The sequence below is a fragment of the Calothrix sp. FACHB-168 genome, from assembly GCF_963889195.1.
GTDB lineage: Bacteria > Cyanobacteriota > Cyanobacteriia > Cyanobacteriales > Nostocaceae > Aulosira > Aulosira anomala_A.
The window spans coordinates 128254-150368 of record NZ_CAWPNJ010000074.1; the positions used below are offsets into that span (position 1 = coordinate 128254).

15 protein-coding genes are annotated in these 22115 nt (G+C 39.7%); 9 read left to right on the top strand and 6 right to left on the bottom strand.

What is annotated here, in order from left to right; all coding sequences use genetic code 11:
* Positions 1-204: 204 nt before the first annotated feature.
* The 3 genes from AACW45_RS33855 (at position 205) to AACW45_RS33865 (ending at position 4300) form a co-directional block, all read left to right on the top strand.
* A complete protein-coding gene (locus AACW45_RS33855; RefSeq protein WP_190630192.1) occupies positions 205-786 on the top strand; it encodes a hypothetical protein in 582 nt (193 codons plus the stop codon).
* A 244-nt stretch (positions 787-1030) separates the two neighbouring features.
* Positions 1031-2038 carry a zinc-dependent alcohol dehydrogenase family protein gene (locus AACW45_RS33860; protein WP_190630194.1) on the top strand — a complete coding sequence of 336 codons (1008 nt, stop codon included), beginning with the start codon at positions 1031-1033 and terminating at the stop codon, positions 2036-2038.
* Positions 2039-2143: 105 nt separating this feature from the next.
* Complete coding sequence (locus tag AACW45_RS33865) at positions 2144-4300, top strand: pentapeptide repeat-containing protein (RefSeq protein ID WP_190630196.1); 2157 nt, start codon at positions 2144-2146, stop codon at positions 4298-4300.
* Between the two features lie 236 nt (positions 4301-4536).
* On the opposite strand, the gene ilvN is transcribed toward AACW45_RS33865, so the two are convergent.
* Positions 4537-5058, bottom strand: a complete 522-nt coding sequence (gene ilvN, locus AACW45_RS33870) for an acetolactate synthase small subunit (RefSeq protein ID WP_096645640.1) — start codon at positions 5056-5058, stop codon at positions 4537-4539.
* A gap of 482 nt (positions 5059-5540) precedes the next feature.
* Here ilvN and AACW45_RS33875 point away from each other — a divergent pair, with 482 nt between their 5' ends.
* Complete coding sequence (locus AACW45_RS33875) at positions 5541-5927, top strand: BON domain-containing protein (RefSeq protein WP_096645639.1); 387 nt, start codon at positions 5541-5543, stop codon at positions 5925-5927.
* Positions 5928-6192: 265 nt separating this feature from the next.
* Here the strand turns inward: AACW45_RS33875 and AACW45_RS33880 are convergent, their stop codons facing one another.
* Complete coding sequence (locus tag AACW45_RS33880; RefSeq protein WP_190630198.1) at positions 6193-7146, bottom strand: alpha/beta fold hydrolase; 954 nt, start codon at positions 7144-7146, stop codon at positions 6193-6195.
* Between the two features lie 602 nt (positions 7147-7748).
* Between AACW45_RS33880 and infC the strand changes: the two genes are divergently transcribed.
* Positions 7749-8282, top strand: a complete 534-nt coding sequence (infC, locus tag AACW45_RS33885) for a translation initiation factor IF-3 (RefSeq protein WP_096645637.1) — start codon at positions 7749-7751, stop codon at positions 8280-8282.
* A 279-nt stretch (positions 8283-8561) separates the two neighbouring features.
* A complete protein-coding gene (locus tag AACW45_RS33890; protein ID WP_190630200.1) occupies positions 8562-11573 on the top strand; it encodes an MFS transporter in 3012 nt (1003 codons plus the stop codon).
* Between the two features lie 57 nt (positions 11574-11630).
* Here the strand turns inward: AACW45_RS33890 and AACW45_RS33895 are convergent, their stop codons facing one another.
* Complete coding sequence (locus tag AACW45_RS33895) at positions 11631-12641, bottom strand: DUF389 domain-containing protein (protein WP_373461995.1); 1011 nt, start codon at positions 12639-12641, stop codon at positions 11631-11633.
* A 126-nt stretch (positions 12642-12767) separates the two neighbouring features.
* Here AACW45_RS33895 and AACW45_RS33900 point away from each other — a divergent pair, with 126 nt between their 5' ends.
* Complete coding sequence (locus AACW45_RS33900; RefSeq protein WP_190630204.1) at positions 12768-14327, top strand: cation:proton antiporter; 1560 nt, start codon at positions 12768-12770, stop codon at positions 14325-14327.
* Positions 14328-14439: 112 nt separating this feature from the next.
* Here the strand turns inward: AACW45_RS33900 and dxr are convergent, their stop codons facing one another.
* On the bottom strand, positions 14440-15636 hold the full coding sequence (gene dxr, locus AACW45_RS33905) for a 1-deoxy-D-xylulose-5-phosphate reductoisomerase (protein WP_190630206.1): 1197 nt from the start codon (positions 15634-15636) through the stop codon (positions 14440-14442).
* Positions 15637-16178: 542 nt separating this feature from the next.
* Positions 16179-17669 carry a mannosyltransferase gene (locus AACW45_RS33910; protein WP_190630208.1) on the bottom strand — a complete coding sequence of 497 codons (1491 nt, stop codon included), beginning with the start codon at positions 17667-17669 and terminating at the stop codon, positions 16179-16181.
* Positions 17670-17882: 213 nt separating this feature from the next.
* Between AACW45_RS33910 and AACW45_RS33915 the strand changes: the two genes are divergently transcribed.
* Together AACW45_RS33915 and AACW45_RS33920 are read left to right on the top strand one after the other, a co-directional pair.
* Complete coding sequence (locus AACW45_RS33915) at positions 17883-19049, top strand: hypothetical protein (RefSeq protein WP_190630210.1); 1167 nt, start codon at positions 17883-17885, stop codon at positions 19047-19049.
* Between the two features lie 14 nt (positions 19050-19063).
* A complete protein-coding gene (locus AACW45_RS33920; RefSeq protein WP_373461996.1) occupies positions 19064-20479 on the top strand; it encodes a DUF2079 domain-containing protein in 1416 nt (471 codons plus the stop codon).
* 101 nt (positions 20480-20580) lie between these two features.
* On the opposite strand, the gene AACW45_RS33925 is transcribed toward AACW45_RS33920, so the two are convergent.
* Positions 20581-22113 (bottom strand): ArnT family glycosyltransferase, encoded by a 1533-nt coding sequence (locus AACW45_RS33925; protein ID WP_190630212.1) that lies wholly within the window; start codon positions 22111-22113, stop codon positions 20581-20583.
* Positions 22114-22115: the final 2 nt, after the last annotated feature.

Here is a 22115-nt window from a genome sequence, read left to right on the forward strand (position 1 = left end):
AAAATTAAGCTGGAAATCTATTTCTAATAAGGTTTTTACTGATATATGAATTTATATTTTTTAAAAGAATTTAAAAACTTATTAAATTACATCTTATTACAGATATAGAACACAGAAATTAAGTTATATATTTTTAGTTATTGCGGTTAAAATTGCTCTTTTAAAAACCTCACCTTTAAGATTTGAGAATTTTCATATACCAGTATGACCATAGTTCCTAGCAATCATCTACCTCAAACTGTTATATCTCCAGAGAACTTAGCCCATCAGCGTCTTGCTGCTCAAAGAATGCAAGATGTTAACCTTTTATTACAAAATTTAGCTAATAGTGAAGAAGCAACTATTAAGCTGATTATTGATTGTTTATATGATATTGGCTCAGTTAACTTAATTAACCGCAGGCTGCGCTTTCGTCCTTTAAACCGGACAATCAAATTAATTGCCAGAGTGTCTAAACCTGTATTCAGAGTAATTGCATGGCATTGGTTCCAAAAGAATTGTCCGCAGTTAATTACTAACTGGCTAGAAACAAAAATTGCTTTTGAAGATCCCACAAATTTACCGCAAGAAATCGCTGTAGAAACTTCACCAGCTAACCCATATTCTCCGCTAGAAGTAGATCGCATGAACCGAGAAATCAACTATTTACGTCAGCAAGTGAGATGGCTAGCTGGGTTTTGTATTGTGGCGCTGTCTGCGTTAGGCGTTACAGTCACTGCACTTACCCGCAATCCAGATGCACCATTGCAAAGTACACAGCAAATTCAATCACAGATCCATCCTTAAAGCCAATACAGTTCAGTTAGCGTCGAAAAACAGATTTGGCGTAGGTTGGGTTGAGGGACGAAACCCAACATTTTCGGCGCTTTGTTGGGTTTACACAAGGTAAGCCCAACCTACATTTATCCTTAACTGAACCGTATTGTCCTTAAAGCGATCGCTCTTTTTCTGTTAACTAGAGAATCCTTCATGCTGATAAGCTAAAGTGGCAAATGATTGTGCATCTAGCTTCAGCCATGAGGAAAAAGTGATGAAAGCAGTCTTAATGACAGCAGCCGGAAGCCCTGACGTGCTGCAAATACAACAAGTGACAAACCCTGCTGTTCCTGTCGGAGATACTGAACTTTTAGTACGCTTGGTAGCAGCTGGTATAAATCCTATCGATACAAAACTGCGTCAACGCGGTACATTCTACCCCGAACAAATGCCCGCCATTCTCGGATGTGATGGTGCAGGTGTTGTAGAAGCTGTTGGTGCTGGGGTACAGCGCTTTCGTCCAGGGGATGCAGTCTATTTTTGCTATGGCGGTTTAGGCGCACACCAAGGTAATTATGCGGAATATACTATTGTTGATGAGCGGTTTGTAGCACATAAACCTGCTTCCGTATCTTTTGCGGAAGCCGCAGCCGCACCTTTAGTATTAATTACTGCTTGGGAAGCTTTATATGAAAGGGGACGCTTAGAACCCAAAGAAAACGTATTAATTCACGCTGGTGCTGGTGGTGTCGGCCATGTTGCCATTCAATTAGCTAAACTCAAAGGTGCGAATGTCGCCACTACCGTTAGTTCTCAAGAGAAGGCGAACTTTGTCAAGCAACTAGGTGCTGACGAAATAATTTTTTATAAACAAACTGACTTTGTACAAGCCGCTCTAGATTGGACTGGTGGCGAAGGTGTAGACTTAGCCTTTGATACTATTGGTGGCGAAACCTTTCACAAAACCTTCCCCGCAGTGCGAGTATATGGCGATATTGTGACAATTTTAGAACCAGATGCCAATACTGTGTGGAAAGCAGCGAGAATGCGTAACCTCCGCATCGGTTTGGAACTGATGTTAACACCGATGTTACAAGGAATGGTGGAAGGATTGCAGCATCACGCCGAAATTCTCCAACAATGCGCAACTTGGATTGATGAAGGTAAGCTAAAAATTCATGTCAGTCACAAATTTCCTTTAGCAGAAGCAGCAAAAGCTCATCAATTACTTGAAAGTGGTTCTATCACAGGTAAAATTGTTCTGCTGATTGGCGATGAATGATTGAAAAACAGTTTGAGTAATTTATTTGGGAAACGCAAAGGTACGCAAAGGTTATACGCAAAGGTACGCAAAGTATTTTCTCTGCGATCCTCTGCGCTTTTTCCTATGTTTCTTTGCGTTTTATTAATTGTTCTACTTATATTTCCCCTACCAGCTTCCGCAGTTCAAACTTCAATTCAGCGTACACCTTTAACTCTGGAGTTGTTACAAGAACGGTTAAAGACACCTATACTCCGCGAAGGTAATTTAACCGTAGATTTGCGGCAGATGGTTATTGATTTACGTCCAGAAAATGCCAGTTTTCGTGATAATTTTTACCAATTGCTGCGGAAAGAATTACAAAAAAACCGCGCCAATTCTTTAGGTTTAGATCTGAGTTATTCTCTGATTCAAGGGGATTTTATGGGGAGCGATTTAGGTTTAAGGACTCCCCTTTATGCTCAAGAGATAGCGCCAATTTTTACCCCAAATGAAAAAGAACAATTGGAAAGTTTACGCCTAGTTTGTTTGCAATCTCTCGCTGTTGGTTTACCTAATTCTAAAGATTGTCGTTCGCTTTTAGGGACGCAAGCAGCAGCTAGTGAAATTACAGTATTTCGCGGTTCTTTAACGTTAATCCAAACTCGGTTTAATGGTGAAGTTTGGTTTCCTAATATCTTCTTTTTACAATCTGTAGATGCCCAAGGCGCAATTTTTACTCAGCCTACACACTGGAATGAAACTCGATTCAGTCGTGATGTCAGCTTTAATGGTGCGACTTTTCGACATTTGAGTAATTTTCAGGAAAGTATTTTTTTTAATAAAGGTAGTTTTAAGCAAGTTCAATTTCAAGAAACTGCTGAATTTCAACATAGTGTATTTGTAGGTGCTGCGAATTTTACCCAAGCTAATTTTAAGCAGTTAGCGAAATTTAATACAGTGCAATGGTTGGGAAATACTGATTTTTCTGATGTGCATTTTTTCGGACAAGCACAGTTTACTAAAGCCAATTTCGATGACTTTCTTTTATTAACAGATGCGACATTCGATCAAGCAGTGATTTTTCGCGAAGCCCAATTCGATCAATCGGTGAGTTTGCAAGGTGCTAGCATTCTCAACTTGGCAGATTTTAGCGATGCAAATTTTGCTCAAGATGCTTTTTTAACTGTGGCTGGTTTGAGTTTTAACTCCAATCAAGCCAAAATTTTAGGTAATACTGGTGAAATTGGTAAGAGATTTTGCGTCCCGACTTTGCAAGGAAATCAGAATGTATTACGTAATTTAGGGCAAAATTTCCGTCAGCAACAGCAAATTGCTGATGCTAATCAACTGGAGTATACAAAACAGCGATTGCGACTGCGGGAGTTAACTCACCGTTTGCTGTCTACAAATATTAATAAGGCTCCTTTAGCTAGTTTAAAGCGATTAGGTTTTACTAGCACCCAAGCAGAAGCGATCGCTCAACGCCGTCAAGTTAAATTATTCCGTAACAGCAGTGAATTACTAACTCTAGCAGATATTGATTTAGATACCTATAACCAAGTACGCGATCGCTTGATTGTCAGCGAACCGCTATCATTAGGTAGCTGGTTACTCCTCGCTTGGAGTTGGTTAGCGTTAAGTTTACTACTGCTACTGAGTGGCTATGGTACAAATATTTGGCTCGCTTTTGGTGTTGGTGGTGTTGCGATCGCCTTTTTTGGCTTAATATTTTGGCTTGTGGATCGCTATCGTCGTCTGCGTCCTACACCAATTATCCCTACATATTACGAAACTATTTCTATATTAGTAAGTTTTACAGGCTTGGAATTTTTCAGTTTATTAGCCATCTTTCGCAGTGCGGAACAACCTTGGCTCACTCTGGGATGTCTGTTAACGATTATTGTCCCCGTCCCAGTAATTTTACTAATGCGACTGTATCAACAAGGGCGCTATCACGACTTATTAGAGGTTTCTTACTTCACAGAAGATGGTACCTTCCGCCAGCTACGATTACTAATTGGACGCTTACCTGTCATTCCCCGAAATCCCACATTCCGCGATCGCTATATGCATCTTTTATGGGATCGGCGCTGGAACTGGCTAAACTACTATGACTTTAGCTTGAATAACTTAGTGCGGTTAGGCTTTAACGATATTCGGATGCGAGATGAGCATTTACCTAGCATAATTGCTACACTTGGCTGGTATCAGTGGAGCTTGGGTTTACTGTACATCACCTTAGTCTTGTGGACGCTTTCCCGTACCATCCCCGGATTAAACTTGCTGATTTATCTCAAGTGAAATGCTGCCAAATGGCACAAATAGCAGGATAAATCTGGTTTTTGGCACAAAATCAACTAACGAGCTTGAATAAACCCTAAAAAAGAAAAAATTCAGTTAAAGGTAGGCAAACCCACCTCTAACCGAAATCAAAGCATTTTGTAACCAAATACCAAATTCAATATGACACATGGTTTTGACGTAGATATTACAAACTCATGACAAGATTGCGTCTATCGCCAATCTGTTTGATGATGCTAACTCACCTTTGCTTCCAAAGATTTCAGCAATTCAGTATTCACACCCGATTCACGGGTTAGAGAAATTTTACCGGTGCGGGCTATTTCCCTCAGCCCAAACTTCTGTAGCACCTGCACAATCGCCACCAACTTACCAGGATCGCCCACTACCTCCAGCGTCAGCGAATCTTCCGCCACATCTACCACTCGCGCCCGAAAAATCTGAGATAATTCGATCACTTCTGAGCGGTTGCTGCTAGTAGCATTCACCTTAACAAGCATCAATTCTCGTTCAACGCAGGGAGTTTCTGTAATATCCTGCACCTTCAGGACATTGACCAGCTTGTATAATTGTTTGGTCAGCTGTTCAATCACGCGATCGTCACCAGGTACCACCATCGTGATTCGGGAAACGCCTCCCTGTTCAGCCGGGCCAACAGCAAGGCTTTCTATATTAAAACCGCGACGGGCAAATAAACTCGAAATGCGGGACAGAACACCCGCCTCATCTTCTACCAGAACTGAAAGGGTATGTTTCATGTTTGCCAACACAGGCTCAGGCTTCATTTGACTAATAAAAACATTAGCTAATGCTTGCCCTACAAGTACTGCCTACTAAATTTCTAAATAAATATGATCTCTAATTTTAAACTTAAGACAGTCAATCACGAGAAAATCTCACAACCAAATATGAAAATCTCTCTTTCCTAGCCCCTAGCCCCTAGGGCGTGTTTTCAAACTCTAAATTAGACTTAATTGTAGGTTGGGTTGAGGAACGAAACCCAACATTTACGTCACTTCGTTGGGTTGCGCTTGGCTTAACCCAACCTACTTTTGGAGTTTGAAAACAGTCCCTAGCCCCTAGCCCCTATTTTAAACTTTTAGCTGGAGTTTAAATTGCCCACAAATCATCCTGCAAGCATAAACCCCTAACAATACATATCTTTTCACTGGTAGATGTCAACAATCACTAGGAATTTTATCCTCAGATTGTAAGCACCTCTGATAGGAGACAAAATTTTATGGGTTGGCTCAAAAGATTATTTGGATTAGAAAAACCACAAAACGCAGAAGTAAACCCCACTCCCCAAGCTGTACCACAAGGTTCTAATGCAACCTTTGCACCGGAAACTACTGCTGGTTCTACTGCTACCCAATCTATTCCCCCAGAACGTTTAGGATTAAACGGAGAATACGATCAAAGTGGTTTAGCCAAGCGAGTAGCGTTAGCTTTTGATCAAGATGCCCAACTAGATGATATTAATACTCTGTGGGTTGCTCAAACAGGCGGAACTGTAGTACTAAAAGGTAAAGTCCCCAGCCAAGAAATTCTCACTCGCATGGTTTCTGTCGCCCGTTCAGTTAATGGTGCTACAGGTGTGGAAACAAACCAAGTAACGATAGGCTAGTACCGCTATGCGGAAGTCAAAAGTCAAAAGGGACTTCCAAGAAATAAATTATCCAATCTTGTGGGGTGGGCATCTTGCCCGCCTTTGACTATGGGCGGGCGAGACGCCCACCCCACAATAAATAGTTGTATATTTTTTTATTTGGAAGTCCCAAAGTCAAAAGCTTAATAAATCAAAGCTTGTGACTGTTTGAAATGGTAGCTTTATTTAGGCCTTGTTGTACTATGGGCTTGATATCAAAACTTAAGTTCTAACTACAGCAGAATTACTGATTAGGCAAAGTCACAAGCTTTTCACTAGCTTCAAGACATTGATTAATCCAATTTAAAATAGCCTGGTTTACTTCCTCTGGACTTTCATCATGGGGACAATGACCCACATTTTCTAAGTTAAGTACTTGCAATTTCTCATTGTATTTGGCAAATTGATTAGCAAGTATTGGCGGCACAAATCGGTCTTTTTGTCCCCAAATCAAAAGCATGGGAATTGTTAAATTTGGCAACATAGTCTTGACACTAGGGCTAAAGTTCACACCCATAGCCGCTCTAAATAAGGCGCTAAAAGCACGAGCAGAACCTCTATCTTGTGGCGGCCCGGCTAAAATATCTATTAATTCATCGGTAATCGCTTCTGGATTGGCATAGGCGAGACTAGCCCAACGGCGTAATACATTGGGCTGACGCACAAAATTAAACACAGGTTTTAGCACCATTGGGGAAGCGACTATCTTTTTAATTGTGGTAATAATTGGCATTAAAATCGGTCGCATTGCAACAGGGATTGCTTCTTGCTCTAATGTAGGGTCAGGCAAGCTCATCATGACTATACCTTGCACCATATCCGGATGAGTGGCGGCAGCAGCTAAAGATATGAGTGAACCATTAGAATTACCAATTAATATGACTGGTTGACGAATAAAAGCTTTCCAAAAGTCATATACCTGTTCTACCCACAATTCTACGCTGTAGTTTGCTGCGGCTTTTTCCGACGCGCCAAAACCCAGCATATCTAGAGCATAGACTGTGTGGTGTTCTGCCAATACTTCTAAATTGTGTCGCCAATGACCAATAGAAGCACCAAAGCCATGCAACAAAATTAAAGGTACAGTCTTTTGTTGATTTTGGGCAGAGCGGATATAAGTATAGCGGGTTTGCCAACCTCGCCAAATCCAGTCTCTCTGATTACCAACCCTCTGTTGCCAGTTTATCCCAGCTGTCACAAATGCCTCCCGTTTTTGAATCTGGAAATCCTCTTCATTTCCATCTTAAAAGCCAATACGGTCTACCACTTCTTCTAAGATATAAGGTTGGGCTTACCTTGTGTAAACCCAACAAACCCCTGGAAATGTTGGGTTTCGCAGAGCCTCAACCCAACCTACGCAGATGGATAAGGGAAGGGAAGGGAAGGGAGACTAATAACCAATGACTATTGACTATTGACTATTGACCAATGACAATTGTAAATTTTTGTATAAAATATTACATTTTATTGGTAACCAGGTATTTTATCTGTAATATTGCTATTCTGGAAATATAGTTGTAAAACTAAATGTCAATTAGTTGTTAACTGATTGATACAATACTTAATGCTTCTCTAGGTTGTGTAATTTAGATTAACAATTTTCGAGAAATTCTCTCAGACTGAGTAGAATGACAAATACAGACTAAATCACAACCACCTTATGGATTAGTTAAGCTATAACTGTAAGGCTCATTTTTAAGTCCTCAGCTATTTTAGTACTTTATCCTGAGGCAAATCAATCAAAAACTCAGCCAATCAAAACCAAGCCAAATTCTTAACAAAGAGCTCCCACGAATCATAATGCCTGTGATTGAGAAAAAAAGAACTCGCGATCTGCCCCAAATTAACGAACGTATTCGCTTCCCGAAAATTCGCGTCATTGATACTGATGGTGCTCAATTGGGAATTATGCCCCCGCACGAAGCACTTCAGCTAGCTGAAGAAAAAGAGTTAGATTTAGTGCTGCTAAGTGATAAAGCCGATCCGCCAGTTTGCCGGATTATGGACTACGGGAAGTACAAGTTTGAACAAGAGAAGAAGGCGCGGGAAGCCCGGAAGAAGCAGCACACAGCTGATGTCAAGGAAGTGAAGATGCGCTACAAAATAGAAGAACACGACTATAATGTGCGCGTCAAGCAAGCAGAACGCTTTCTCAAAGATGGGGATAAAGTTAAGGCTACTGTGATGTTCCGGGGTCGGGAAATTCAGCACAGTGACTTAGCAGAAGATTTACTCAAGCGAATGGCGACTGATTTAGAGCCATTTGGTGAGGTGCAGCAAGCACCGAAAAAAGAAGGAAGGAACATGATGATGCTGATTTCTCCGAAAAAGTAATGTTCCTTATTCGCTGCCAGAATTGTAAACCTCAATTGAAGACTTAAAGCCGATATCCAAGTCGGCGGAATTTCTGAAAACATGATAGTCCTGAACGCTGAGAGGGAAAAATAATACTCAGTTGTTCAGGACTTTTGCCATTTCTAGGTAAGTTCTGTGACTTTTGTTTAGGGGCTAGGGGCTAGAGGCTAGGGACTAGGGGCTAGAGAAAAAATTCCCAATTCCCAATTCCCAATTCCCAATTCCCTATGCACAGTAAAAATACCAGAAAAAAGCTGAATGGAACTAAAACATACCTGGTTAACTGCAAATAAAGGCATTCCGTCTCGGCTGCTACATTGGTTGAATCTTCGACCTGAGGAGACTGAACGGACATGGCTAATGTTTGTTTTTTATACAATCGTATCTGTAGGATTACGATGGGCAGAAGACAGTACAGTAGCGTTATTTTTAGATGAATATGGCGCTAATCCCCTACCTTTGGTGTATATGGCTAGTGCCGCCCTGGGTTTTGGATTGGTTTTTTTATACTCCGGGTTACAAAAGATTTTTCCCTTGCGTTGGGTAATTGTGGCGATCGCACCTTGTATGGTGACGCCATTACTCATATTAGTATTCTTGCATTCGGGAATACAAATTTCTTACTGGACAATTATTCTTGTCTTTTTAATGCGGCTGTGGGTAGACGCACTATATGTAGTCAACGATCTCAATACCTCAATCGTAGCTAATCAATTATTTAATATTCGTGAGATTAAGCGCACCTATCCACTGGTGAGTAGCGGTTTATTAGTAGCTGATGTGATCAGTGGCTTTAGTTTACCTTGGCTATTAGCATTCGCCAAGCTGAATAAAGTCATCATTATTGCTTGTGTATTGATTATTTTTGGTACAGGAATTCTCTTTTACCTGAGTCATCACTATCGCGAAGCCTTTCCCGATGCGCCACAAAAGCTCAATTTTCAAGAAGCAACCGCTAGACACCGCCGCCTAGAAGTACCACTCAGACGTTATATCTGGCTGCTATTTGGCTTTGTTGGTCTTTTGCAAGTGATTGGCTTGCTGATAGACTTTCAATATCTGCGCGAGTTGAAATCTAATTTTGGTGAAAAAGACTTAGCTAGCTTTTTGGGATTATTTGGCGGGATCGTTGGACTGTGTGAATTAATGACACAGTGGTTTATTTCTAGCCGCCTCATTGAACGCTTAGGTGTATTTTTTGCAGCTGCACTGTTACCAATTACTGTAGGTTGTTTAATTCCCGCCGGAATCACCTTTTTCAATGTCATTACTGGTGTGGAATTACCCAACTTTTTCTGGGGGTTAGTAATTCTCAAATTCTGCGATGAACTTTTGCGCTACACCTTTATTATGAGTAGCGGCCCGGCACTTTACCAACCAATTCCCGAAAGAATTCGCAATCGCACACAAATATTATCGGGGGGAACAGCCGAAGCGATCGCCACAGGTTTAGCCGGAGTAGTAATTTTTGTGACTTTAATCTTTTGCGATCGCTATGTCCCAGAAGATTTAAGAAAGTGGGTATTTATCGTTGAAACGGTCATAGTAGCTGCTATTTGTTTAAGAGTAGTAATGTTACTGCGATCGCGCTATGTTGATTTATTAGTGTTCAGTGCAGACAGGGGTGAACTTAGTGCTGCAAATGTGGGTTTACGAGTATTTCAACAAGGAGTAGTTAAGGCTTTAGGCGAAAAGGGTAGTTTAGCAGATAAACGTTCTTGTATTGAACTTTTAGCGCAAATTGATTTGCATGGCGCGGTAGAAGTTTTAGCACCCTTACTAGTAAAATTACCACCAGACTTACAATGCCAAAGCTTAGAAGTTATGCTCATGGCTGAGGCGCAACCGATTTATTTACCCTATGTTCGTCCTTTATTAGAACAGTCTGAAGATAATGTGACGCCAGAGGTGTTTGCTTTGGCTTTGCGCTACGTTTGGCTAGCCGAACCACATCCCAATTTAAGCTTATTAGAAGAGTATCTCCACCCGCGACAACATTCACTCATCCGTGCCACCGCAGCCGCCTTACTTCTACGTCAAGGAACGCCAATGCAAAAAGTTGCGGCGACTAAAGCTATGCGGCGAATGCTCACGCATAAAAACGAACGAGAACGGGTGAATGGAGTTAAAGCTTTAAGAGAAGCAGTTTATTTACAAGCCTTACGGGTTCATATCCCAAATTTATTGCAAGATGAGTCTTTACGAGTACGTTGTGCTGTCTTGGACATGATCGCAGCTACTAAGTTAGAAGAATACTATGCGGCACTCTTAGGGGCACTTTACTATAAATCCACCCGCAACACAGCAATGCGTGCTTTAGTACAGCTAGAAAATGAAGCCATAGAAATGCTGTTGGATCTAGCTACCAATATTTACAAACCTGAACTAGTACGTGTATATGCTTGGCGTACCATTGCCCAAATAGGTACTTCGGAAGCTGTGGATTGTTTATGGCAAAACTTAGAACAATCTTGGGGTTCTAGCAGAATTCATATTCTGCGCAGCTTATTAAAAATACATAAACAACCAGAAATTAAAAGCTTAGAGGATAAATTTTATGAAAGTAGAGTAGAAAATTTAATTAAGGAAGAACTCAAATTTTTAGGCAGTATTTATGCAGCATACATCGACTTTACCTTACTGCAAACTATCAATAACCAGCAAGCAAAAGAAGTTTTTGATTTACTACAACGCGCCCTATTAGAGTTAGAAATGGATGTTAAAGAAAGATTATTACTGTTGCTAAAGTTATTGTATTCTCCAGATAAAATGCAAGCCGCAGCTTTTAATATTCGCTCTGATTCAAATATCAACTTAGCGCGAGGTTTGGAAATTCTCGACCATACAGTGAATCTTTCCTGTAAATCTTTGTTGCTGAATATTTTAGATCGGCGATCCTATGAAGAAAAACTTTATCTGTTGACAGCTTCAGGATTAGTTGAATATCAACAATTATCAATTAGCGATCGCCTGCGACAGTTATTGATGATCTCGAATTTTCTCTCTGATTGGTGTTTAGCTTGCTGTTTTCATTTTGCCAAAGTCAGCCAAATTCGCTTGACAATCCCAGAAATTATGATTGCTTTGCGCCATCCCACAGGTTTTGTCAGAGAAGCCGCGATCGCATATCTGAGTGTAGTGTCACACCGTTTTATCATTCAACTCCTACCTCAACTGCAAAAAGATAAACACCCCCTTGTAGTCGCTCAAGTTAAAAAGCTGATGGCACAATATACAGAGCAGAATTACAGAATTGAGCAGGAAGTTTAGAGAATGGGCATTGGGCAAGGAGGACAAGGAGGACAAATGACAATTGTACAGACGCGATTAATCGCGTCTCTGACTATTAGAACGAACTTCTTCTACTTGACCGACTTCAAAAATTAAGGTGAAGCGTTGTCCCATTTCTCGCTCAATAAAGTTTTCTAATAACTGCACTTGTCGGGGCGTGACTGGTTCCTGGGCGCGGACAATTAAGCGGACTTCTGGCGGATTGGCTAGCCAGTTAGTATTACTGTTGATTAAGCGTAAGCGTTGAAAGGTGACGGTTCGATTTAATAATGCTCGGCGTAAGCTCATTTCTAATTGCCCTTGTCGCACCAATCGAGCAAAACTGACACCTAAAGGAATGAGCAAAACTGCGGTTAAAGCTAATGTCCAAAGTAGGGGGCGGCGTGCCCGTGATAAAGATGTGTATCCTGCAACCAAGAATGTCAGCATACAGGATAGGGTAATGCCGAGTAAGTTAGTTAAATAAAGCAGAGTCGCCCCGATACTTAATGACCAGTTTCCTTGTGCCAAGCCTAAACCAATCACACAGATGGGAGGCATGAGCGCTACTGCGATCGCAGTTCCTGCCACACTACCAGAAATTTTTGGCTGAATTTTAGCGTAGCCACTAATACCACCTGCTGCCACGGCAATTCCCAAATCTAAAAGTGTCGGTTCGGAACGGGCTAGCACTTCACTACCGTAGCTGGGTATGGCAACGAGTAAACCCAGAGTATAAGCCATGACTACAGCTATAAGTGTTCCTACTACTACAGCAATCACACCTTTGCGGAACAGAATTACATTACCTTCCAAAGCGCCATAGGCTAACCCCCGGATAGGTAACATCAGAGGTGCAATAATCATGGCACCGATAATTACGGCAGTACTGTTAGACAATAAACCAAAAGTGGCGATCGCGCAGGAACCCACAATTAAAGTTATGTAGGATGGGTCTAAGGTCGATTCCGCTAGCAAATCTGTTTGTATTTGTTGGATTTGCTCTGGTTGAGAACCTTGGCGACGGAAATTTTTAAAGCGGTCTCGAATGTTATTACCCAAGACCATCCTCCTTGATTTGTGAATTTTGACTTAATTTTGACCTATTGATTATTTAAAATCCTATATTTGGCTGATGTCATCTAGAAATAGTCAGATGCAGAGTAAGTAAAAGACATTACCAGGATTCTCTTTATGATGCTTGAACCAGCAATTGCGGAAGAAGTCATTGCGGCTAATATAAAGCAATTTCTTTTAGTACTATCAGTCTCTTTAGGGGTAGCAACCTTACCACAAATATTTAGTTGGTTTCGCCATATTCCTTATACTTTACTCCTCGTAATTGTTGGATTAGGTTTGGCATTTGTGGATATCCGCTTAGTCAATCTGTCTCCAGAATTAATTCTCTTAATTTTTTTACCACCTTTGTTATTTGAAGCCGCATGGAATTTAAAATGGTTGGATTTGAAGCGAGATTTCCTACCAATTTGTTTATATGCGGTGTTGGGAGTAGTTATTTCTATCTTCGGGGTAGCAATAGGTCTAAATCAATTTGCTGGACTATCATTAACTACTGCTTTGCTTATTGGCGCAAGTTTATCAGCTACCGATCCGGTTTCTGTAACTGCTTTATTTCGAGAATTAGGTGTGAGTAGCCGACTTGTGACTTTGATGGAAGGTGAAAGCTTATTTAATGATGGTATGGCAGTAGTTGCCTTTGGTGTTTTAGTCGCCTTACCTTTAGGAAATGCTCAATTAGGATTCCAGCCAATTTTGCTGCAATTATTTTCAGTTGTTGGTATTGGTGTAGCGGTAGGAGGTTTAATTGGGTTTGGCATTTCCTACCTCACCCAACGCTTTGATTTACCAATGGTAGAACAGTCTCTCACCTTAGTTTCCGCCTACGCTACTTACTTAATTACAGAAGATTTGGGTGGTTCGGGAGTAATTGGAGTTGTTACCACAGGCTTGATTTTAGGTAACTTTGGTTCTCGAATTGGGATGAATCCCCGCACCAGAATTATAGTTTCTGAATTCTGGGAATTTTTAGCTTTTTTTGTCAACTCAATCGTCTTTTTATTGATTGGCGACCAAATTCACTTTACAGGTTTAGCAGAAAATTTGCACATCATTGCTATCACAGTGGCAGCGATGATTTTTATGCGTTTCATTGCGATTTATTTACTTAGTAATTTAAGTACTAAGTTAACTAATTCAGAAATTTGTTTACCCGATCAAACTATTTTGTGGTGGGGTGGATTGCGCGGTTCGGTTTCTATTGCCTTAGCGTTAAGCGTACCGACAATATTACCAGAACGGGAAACAATCATTGCTACAGTATTTGGTGTGGTTTTATTTACTTTGTTAGTTCAAGGATTAACGATTAAACCTTTGTTGCAAAAGTTGAATCTTTTAGGCGATGCTCCTTTACGCGATCGCTATTTAGAATTGACTGCTCGTCATGTAGCTTTAGAGCGAGTGCTACAACACTTAAATACAGATAGCCGTCCTGGTATCAATCTCGAATTTTACCGTTATCAAGAGGCATTAATTAAAGGTGAAATAGCCAATTTGCAAACAGAAATAGACAAGTTACAAAAAGAGTATCCAAATCTGCAAGACTTTACATTGGAACAGTTCCGCGAAGAACTTTTTGCCATTGAGGCAGACACTTATGCAGAATTTGTCAAATCTGGTCGATTAAATAAAGACCTTGCGCCGATGCTTCAGGAAGTTTTGCAAAAAGGTCAATAGTTAGAGACGCGATGAATCGCGTCTGTACAATTGTCGTTTGTCATCCTTGTCTCCCTTGTCCTCCTGCTAAAGTAAAACCCAACAAAAGCCAATATTTGTTGGGTTTATTTAACTATCTCAAGGAAATTACTTTTGCAGAACTGGCGAGATTTTCAGTTGCTTTTAAAACTTCTTGTCTTGCCCATTTATCGGCTGTCAAAATGTCATCTAAAGAGGGATTTTGTAAATTATCATTTTGATGGCGATCGCATACCCATTCAATACAACGGGGAATATCTAAAAAGCGAATTTTTTCTTCTAAAAATAAAGCCACAGCTTGCTCGTTAGCAGCATTTAATACAGCAGGCATGGAACCGCCAGCGCGACCTGCTGCATAAGCTAGTTGCATACAAGGATATTTCTTATGGTCTGGTTCGCGGAAGGTTAAATTACCAGCTTTAACTAAATCTAAGCGTTCCCAGTCGGTGTAAATGCGATCGGGCCAAGATAAAGCATACAACAAAGGTAAGCGCATATCCGGCCAGCCGAGTTGAGCTAAAACTGAAGTATCTTGCAATTCAATTAAGGAATGAATAATACTTTGGGGATGGATAACAATCTCAATTTTGTCATAATCCATACCAAAAAGAAAATGCGCTTCAATTACTTCCAAACCCTTATTCATTAAAGTTGCAGAATCTACAGTAATTTTACGCCCCATCGACCAATTAGGATGTTTCAGCGCATCTGCAACAGTAACTTCTGCTAATCTTTCTACTTCCCAATCTCGGAACGCACCCCCAGAAGCAGTTAACAATATCTTTCTTAATCCGCCTTTAGGTACACCTTGGAGACATTGAAAAATTGCGGAATGTTCGGAATCGGCTGGTAATAATTTAACGCCATGTTTTTCTACTAAAGGTAAAACTACAGGCCCCCCAGCAATGAGAGTTTCTTTATTTGCTAAAGCAATATCTTTACCAGCTTCAATAGCAGCGATAGTGGGGAGTAATCCCGCACAACCAACGATTCCCGTAACAACGGTTTCCGCTTCACCATAACGTGCAACTTCAATCACTCCCGCTTCACCAGCCAGAAGAATTGGTTGGGGATCGAGGTCTTTGATTGCTTCTTGCAGCGCTGACAATTTATCTTCTACACATATAGCTGCTATTTGCGGTCTAAATTGGCGAATTTGAGCAGCCAACATTTCTACATTGCTTCCTGCTGCTAATCCAACAATCCGAAATTGATCCGGGTACTGAGAGACAATATCTAAAGTCTGAGTACCAATAGAGCCGGTGGAACCAACAAGAGTAATCGCTTTCACAATTGTTTAATATTTACAGACAACTCTCACTTTGACACTCCAGCGCCCTAAAAGGGCGAGGATTCTTGGTTCAACGAGTCCACTTAGAATAGATTCCTTGCGTTACCTATCCCAGAGGTGGTTCTCTCCCCAAGCGTTAACTTTTGGTCTGCCCGACCATAGTTGGATTGCTCCAAAATTTGTTTGTTTGAAATACTGAACATCTAGTACCTGTAAATCTTTTACCTACTTCCAGGTGATACTAGAACTACGAAGTAGAACCAGCAAGATTTAGTTGTCAAGGTACAGCGTCTGCGATTTAAGCAGCAATTGGGTTTTTAGACAGGTTAATTACCCTTCCTGTTGGCATTATTTTACCACTTAAAGCCGTCCTATAAGGACGGAGTTTTAGACCCAGTTTTTCGATAAATTGCTGAGGTATCCTTCAACAAAGCAAATTTGAGAAACTAGCGATCGCATTTCTCTATCTTCCTTGTCCCCCTTGTCCTCCCTGTCTCCCTTGTCCTTTTTGTTCCTATATTAAATAGGATTAGGTTGATTCCCTATCCTCCAGTTTGTTGAATCACTTGGTTAATGCGATCGCTTCTGACTGGCTGACAATCACCTTCTCGCTGATAAATACAAGTATTTCCCCAGCAATGCTGCGATGAATAGCCTGGTTGCTGAATGGGGATATTAGCAACCAGATAATTAAAGTTTTGTTTCTGCGTCTCAAATTCCTTGGTTTTTTCCATCAAAAACATTGGCACATCTTGATGTAGGTAGGTATAGCCGCCAGATAATGCCCAATGAATACCCCAAAGACCGACACCACAAACTGTTTTTTCCTGACTTAATTTTTGTAAAGCTTGCAAATTACCAGATTCCGCATTCCAGTGCGTCCATCCCCGATTATTCCACAGCATTTGCCAGCTTAATTCTGTATAAAGGTTAAATCTGCCAGCCAATACCGCAGAAGTGGAAGCCCAAAGTATTAAACATAACGATACTGCTACGAATTTTGCCTGATGCGATCGCCATTTTAACAGCCAGAATTTGACTACCTGTGAGGTTCCTAAGCCAGCTAACATTAAGATTAGGGGCAAGGCGGTATAAATAAAACGGTATTCTTTATGGGCTGGGAGACTGTGAATTAAGATAACTGCGATCGCTAACCATGCCAAAATAGGACTCTGAAAACTACCGATAATTGCTAAAAGTGCGATCGGTACAATAAAAAAAGACCAGCTTTTCAACATGAATACAAAATATTCATACCAAGGAGAAACCCCATAAATATGACTTCTTTTTTCAATAATATTAATCCAAAAATGTTTCCAAAAAGATTGAAAAGGGTAAGACCAAGTAAATGCATCCACCAGCCCAAAAATTAGTAAGGGGCCGATAATACCAGCCATCATAGTAATAGTTCTTTCTTGCCAATCTTTGCGCCAACAAATATATAACAATGCAACAGCTACAGCAGGTAGTAATTGAATTCGTAAACCTAAAGCGCACCCACACAAACAACCTGCTAAAAATAGACGAGTCCGAGGCTGAAACCACTTTCCATGAACGCCAAGGTAAACGCCTGGGAGAAAAAGATGAGTGGCTACTACCTCATTAAAAGCCTTGGGTGCAAAGTAGACAAATTCATACCAAACGCTGCAAATACCCGCCGTGATGACAGCCGTTAATAAACCCCCTGTGCGATGTCCCCAAAGAAAAGCAACAACTATCGTCGTTAACGACAGCACAGACAAACAAATATTTACGCCAGTTACATAACCTGTCGAACCATCTCCCAGCCAAGCAGTCAGGCGCATAATCGCTGCTAACAGGGCAGGAAATATCCACGATCTGATACCATCTCTAAATTCCCAGGTAATTATCCCATGACCAAAAGCGAGGCGGTGTGCGGGTTCTTGAGTCTGGAATATTTCATCCGCCCAAAAAATATTGGGAAAAGCCAACGCGCAGCCAACGCGCAGCAGTAAGGCAAGTAAAATCAGAATGCTACATAAGAGCGTGTTTAACTTGAGTTTGCTATTCATTTGCTGCTGTATACAAAAATGTTATCCTGCTTGCGTCACCCTAAGTTGAGACAAAATTGTGAATTGGGCGATCGCTCTAGATTGATCTCAATTAATGGTCTAGTTTATGGTATTGTGCCTTTGAGCATAGCTTTAGATATTTTGCTATGCTATCCAAATTATCAGCCTGTGGAGCAACAGCTTTATTAATTTCTGGATAACTGATTGACATTTATGGCGAAAACTTCCGAAAAAACATTATTAAAATCAATCAAATCTTGGTTCAATTATCCAGTTACCAAATATTTAATTGCAGGTGTGATATTTGCTATATTCATCCGTTGGATTTGTGTTCCCAATAAATCAGTTGATTATAAATATTTTTTAGATCCTTGGTATGATTTTATCACCTCTAATGGTGGTTTTAGCGCTTTAAAACATGGTTTTGCTGACTATACACCCCCCTATCTCTACTGGATTTTGATTGCAGCTACCCTGCTTTTTGGCTTGCCAAAAATTCTGGCAATCAAGCTTTTCGCTATGTCTGTTGATTTTTTATGCGCCTTTTTTACTTACAAAATTATCAAATTAAAATACCCTACAGGTAATATGCCAATACTAGCATTTTTGGCAATTATCTTAAGTCCGACTGTTATTTATAATAGTGCTTTGTGGGGTCAATGTGATGTTATTTATACAACTGGATTGATAGCCTGTATTTATTTTTTATCTATTTATAAACAAATACCCGCCCTAGTCAGTTTTGGTGTGGCAATTTCTTTTAAATTCCAAGCAATGTTTCTCTCACCTTTATTATTAATCATGGTGGTAAAAAAGAGAATATCTTGGTATTTATTACCGATAATTCCCTTAGTATATGTAATTTTCATGCTGCCAGCTTGGTTTGCTGGTAGACCAATTACAGAATTACTTCTAGTTTACTTTAATCAAGCGAATAAATATAAAGAATTAGCGAAAAACTCTCCTAACCTTTATCAATGGATTCCGAATAATTTCTATAATATTGTTGTGCCTATTGGGTTAAGTTTAACTGTAGCGGCAATGCTATTTTTAGCATATCGTGTGTATAAAAGTCGGCTAGAAATTACTCAAGATAGGCTGATACATTTGGCGACAATCTCTGTGTTGTTTATGCCATATATCCTCCCGAAAATGCATGAAAGATATTTCTATCCGGCTGATATCTTATCAATTATTTTTGCTTTTTACTTTCCTCAATATCGTTGGGTAGCAATCTCAGTGCAAATGGCTTCATTTTTTAGCTATTTGGGAACTCATATATATATCCAAATCTTTTCGATACCTTTAGGTTTCACGCTTTGGTTTATTGTTCAAAATTGTGATACAATCTTTCCAAAATTAAAAGCTAAAAATTCTTAACAACATTAATAATAGTGGAAAAAGTTTTCCAAAAATCTTATATTCTCGGTGCAATTATTGGGATTAGCACCTGCATTTTATTTATCTCTAGCAGCCTGAGACATGAATTATTCAATTCATCGGGAGATTTAGCATTTTTCGATCAAGGAATTTACTTAATTAGTCAGGGAGAAACGCCAATTTCTTCAATTATCGGTTTTCATGCTTTAGCCGATCATGCTGCTTGGATTTTGTATCCCTTGGCGTTATTATACAAAATTTATCCTAGCGTTTATTGGCTATTTGCAGTCCAATCTTTTGCTTTGGCTTTAGGTGGTTTACCTACATATTTGCTAGCAATACAAGCAGGTTTAAAAAAAAGCCAAGCATTAGTTATGGTAGGTGTATATCTCCTCTACCCGGTAATTTATAACAGTAATTTGTGTGATTTTCATCCAGATGTGATTGCTGTACCTGCACTTTTAACAGCAGTGTTAGCAGCAAGAAGTAGAAAAACAGCTTGGTTGATTTTCAGTATTATTTTAGTGTTGGGTTGTAAAGCTGTATTATCCTTAACTGTAGTAGCGATGGGAATTTGGCTACTTTGGTTTGAACAGAAACGTTTTTATGGTGCGATCGCGCTTTTTAGCGGTACAGCTTGGTTTATAATTGCGAATAACTTTATTATCCCCGTTTTTGGCACAGAAGCAGCATTACTCAACCGCCATCTTTACCGCTATTCCTATTTAGGAAACTCCTTTGCGGAGATGGTGCAAATTTTCCTATCCCAGCCAGGAGTGATTATTAATAATATCTTTTCATCTATTAATCTAGAATATTTATTTTTTTTATTCGCCCCTGTATTATGGGGTTTAAGTTCAGAATCTATCCTACCCCTAATAGGCGCAATTCCCTGTATAGGATTGAATATTCTTGCCAATCACATATCACAAAAAAATCTGGTGCTGCATTACTCTTTACCAGCACTACCATTTTTAATTTTAGCTGTAATTGCCACCCTCACCAACGGTAAAGCCTGGATTAAGCAAAACCGCGTCATTATATTATGGTCTTTAATGGGATTTTTAGTTTTAGGTAAGTTTGGTTTCTTTACATCCAAATATCTCAAAAATTTGGATAATTGGCAAGCTACAAAAGATGCGATCGCTCTTGTCAAAACTCAAGATAGCGTATTTACTACAGATATCATTACCCCCCATTTAACTCATCGAAAGTTAATTAGTTTTAAATATAATCCTCAAGATTTAGATAAGTTCCATTATATTTTACTGAATCTGCGTCACCCAGGCTGGGCTGTAAGCGCTACAGATTATCAAAATTTAGTTAATCAATTGCAAACAAAGTCAGAATTTCAATTGCAATATCAAAAAGATGATGTGTATTTGTTTGTAAAAAAATCCCCTATCCTTCCTTCAATAAGGTTTAATTAGTCTCAAAAAGCTTAATCTGTTCCAGACAAAACTCTACGCAGTAATTCCCCAAAGTCAGCTAAGTTGCCTGGAAGTTCTGCATTATACATTGATAAATCTATTTATGGAGAAACTAGTGTAAATCCTTGAGATTCTCCTACAATTTTACTATTAGTAAGCTTGATTTTCGGTAAAGTTTCTTTATCCAACAACACGTAAGATTTTTTATCTACCATTTGTTGCAAAACTTGTAAATTTGCAGCAGTCACCTTGCAATCGCTATAAAAATCTAAGCTGGGGCGATTATAAGCAAAAGAAGTATAAATTTGTGTTCCTGCTGGTACATTAGCCCGAATTAATGCACCTACTGGCTTAACTGGAAAAGCTTCGTTTAACTCCCAAACCCAAGATTGGGAACTTACAAACAGTGCTAAAACTAAATACATTCCAGACAATAAAACTGGAATAAACTGGCGGTTACGCTGTTGAATTAGCCATGAGTTTACACCCATACTAATTGCCAAAACAATACTCATAACAATTAATGTTGGCTGGGGTTCAGCAATTATAAAGTAAACGCAGCCTCCCAAGCCGACAACCGAGAGAAATGCAAAGAATACAGTTAAAAATTTACTTTTAAATTTAGCTTGCTGTTGCCAAATATTGCTTAATTTCGCTCCAATTGCTAAAGCTAAAAAGGGATATATAGGCATCACATACCAAGGTAGTTTAGTTCGCATCACAGAAATAATGCCTAAATAAACAATTGTCCCGATGAGAATTAAACTACCCCAAGTAGTCTGACGTTTTTGCCAACTTAAATATAAACCTCCGGGTAAGAATAATAGCCATGGAAAGCCATATTTAATTATTTCAATTAAATAGTACCAAACAGGGCCAGTATTACCTTCTACAGCTTGTCCTAGTCTATCTAAAGCTTGGGCTTGAAAATGCACTTTTAAGAAGAAATCGCCGTAATGTTGCCATTGGAGATAATACCACGCGATCGCAGGCGCATTTCCTAATAACATTCCCAACCATAAGTAAGGGTTTTTAAATAAACTAAATTGCCTATTTACTAAAATAAATAATCCCGCAATTCCTCCTAAAACTAAAACTAATAAGCCCTTAGTCAGAGTAATTAGCCCTAAACAAAAACCTATCCCTAAAGCATACTTTTGATTATGACGCGCCTTGAATAGACAAAATAATAATAGAAGAAAAAATGAAATCGTCATCCCATCTAACATTGCTAATCTGCCATGACGCACCACTGGCAACATTGTCAGATAAACTAAAGCTGCAAGTAAAGCTGGTAGGCTTTGTCGAAACACCAAACGCCCTACTAAATAAAGCAAAGGTACTCCCAAAGCTGTTAATATAGCCCCAGGAAAGCGAGTGGTAAATTCTTGTATTCCGCCAATGTGGTAACAAAGTGCAATTAACCACTGCATCAAAGGTGGTTTTAATAAAAATGCTTCTCCATTAAGTGTGTTATACAACCAATTACCATTGCGGTAAATTTCTCTAGCGACGATTGCATAAGTACCTTCATCCCAATCTCTTAAGGGTAGATTACCTAAAAATATCAGCCACAAAACTAGAGAAGCCACTAGCAAGCTGATTAACCATTCTTTATCTGTGAATGGGCGCATAT

Excerpts from the sequence above, each read along its gene's own strand:
- AACW45_RS33855 (WP_190630192.1), top strand. The coding sequence starts at position 205 with ATGACCATAGTTCCTAGCAATCATCTACCTCAAACTGTTATATCTCCA.
- AACW45_RS33860 (WP_190630194.1), top strand. The coding sequence starts at position 1,031 with ATGAAAGCAGTCTTAATGACAGCAGCCGGAAGCCCTGACGTGCTGCAA.
- AACW45_RS33865 (WP_190630196.1), top strand. The coding sequence starts at position 2,144 with ATGTTTCTTTGCGTTTTATTAATTGTTCTACTTATATTTCCCCTACCA.
- ilvN (WP_096645640.1), bottom strand. The coding sequence starts at position 5,058 with ATGAAACATACCCTTTCAGTTCTGGTAGAAGATGAGGCGGGTGTTCTG.
- AACW45_RS33875 (WP_096645639.1), top strand. The coding sequence starts at position 5,541 with ATGGGTTGGCTCAAAAGATTATTTGGATTAGAAAAACCACAAAACGCA.
- infC (WP_096645637.1), top strand. The coding sequence starts at position 7,749 with ATGCCTGTGATTGAGAAAAAAAGAACTCGCGATCTGCCCCAAATTAAC.
- AACW45_RS33890 (WP_190630200.1), top strand. The coding sequence starts at position 8,562 with ATGGAACTAAAACATACCTGGTTAACTGCAAATAAAGGCATTCCGTCT.
- AACW45_RS33895 (WP_373461995.1), bottom strand. The coding sequence starts at position 12,641 with ATGGTCTTGGGTAATAACATTCGAGACCGCTTTAAAAATTTCCGTCGC.
- AACW45_RS33900 (WP_190630204.1), top strand. The coding sequence starts at position 12,768 with ATGATGCTTGAACCAGCAATTGCGGAAGAAGTCATTGCGGCTAATATA.
- AACW45_RS33910 (WP_190630208.1), bottom strand. The coding sequence starts at position 17,669 with ATGAATAGCAAACTCAAGTTAAACACGCTCTTATGTAGCATTCTGATT.
- AACW45_RS33915 (WP_190630210.1), top strand. The coding sequence starts at position 17,883 with ATGGCGAAAACTTCCGAAAAAACATTATTAAAATCAATCAAATCTTGG.
- AACW45_RS33925 (WP_190630212.1), bottom strand. The coding sequence starts at position 22,113 with ATGCGCCCATTCACAGATAAAGAATGGTTAATCAGCTTGCTAGTGGCT.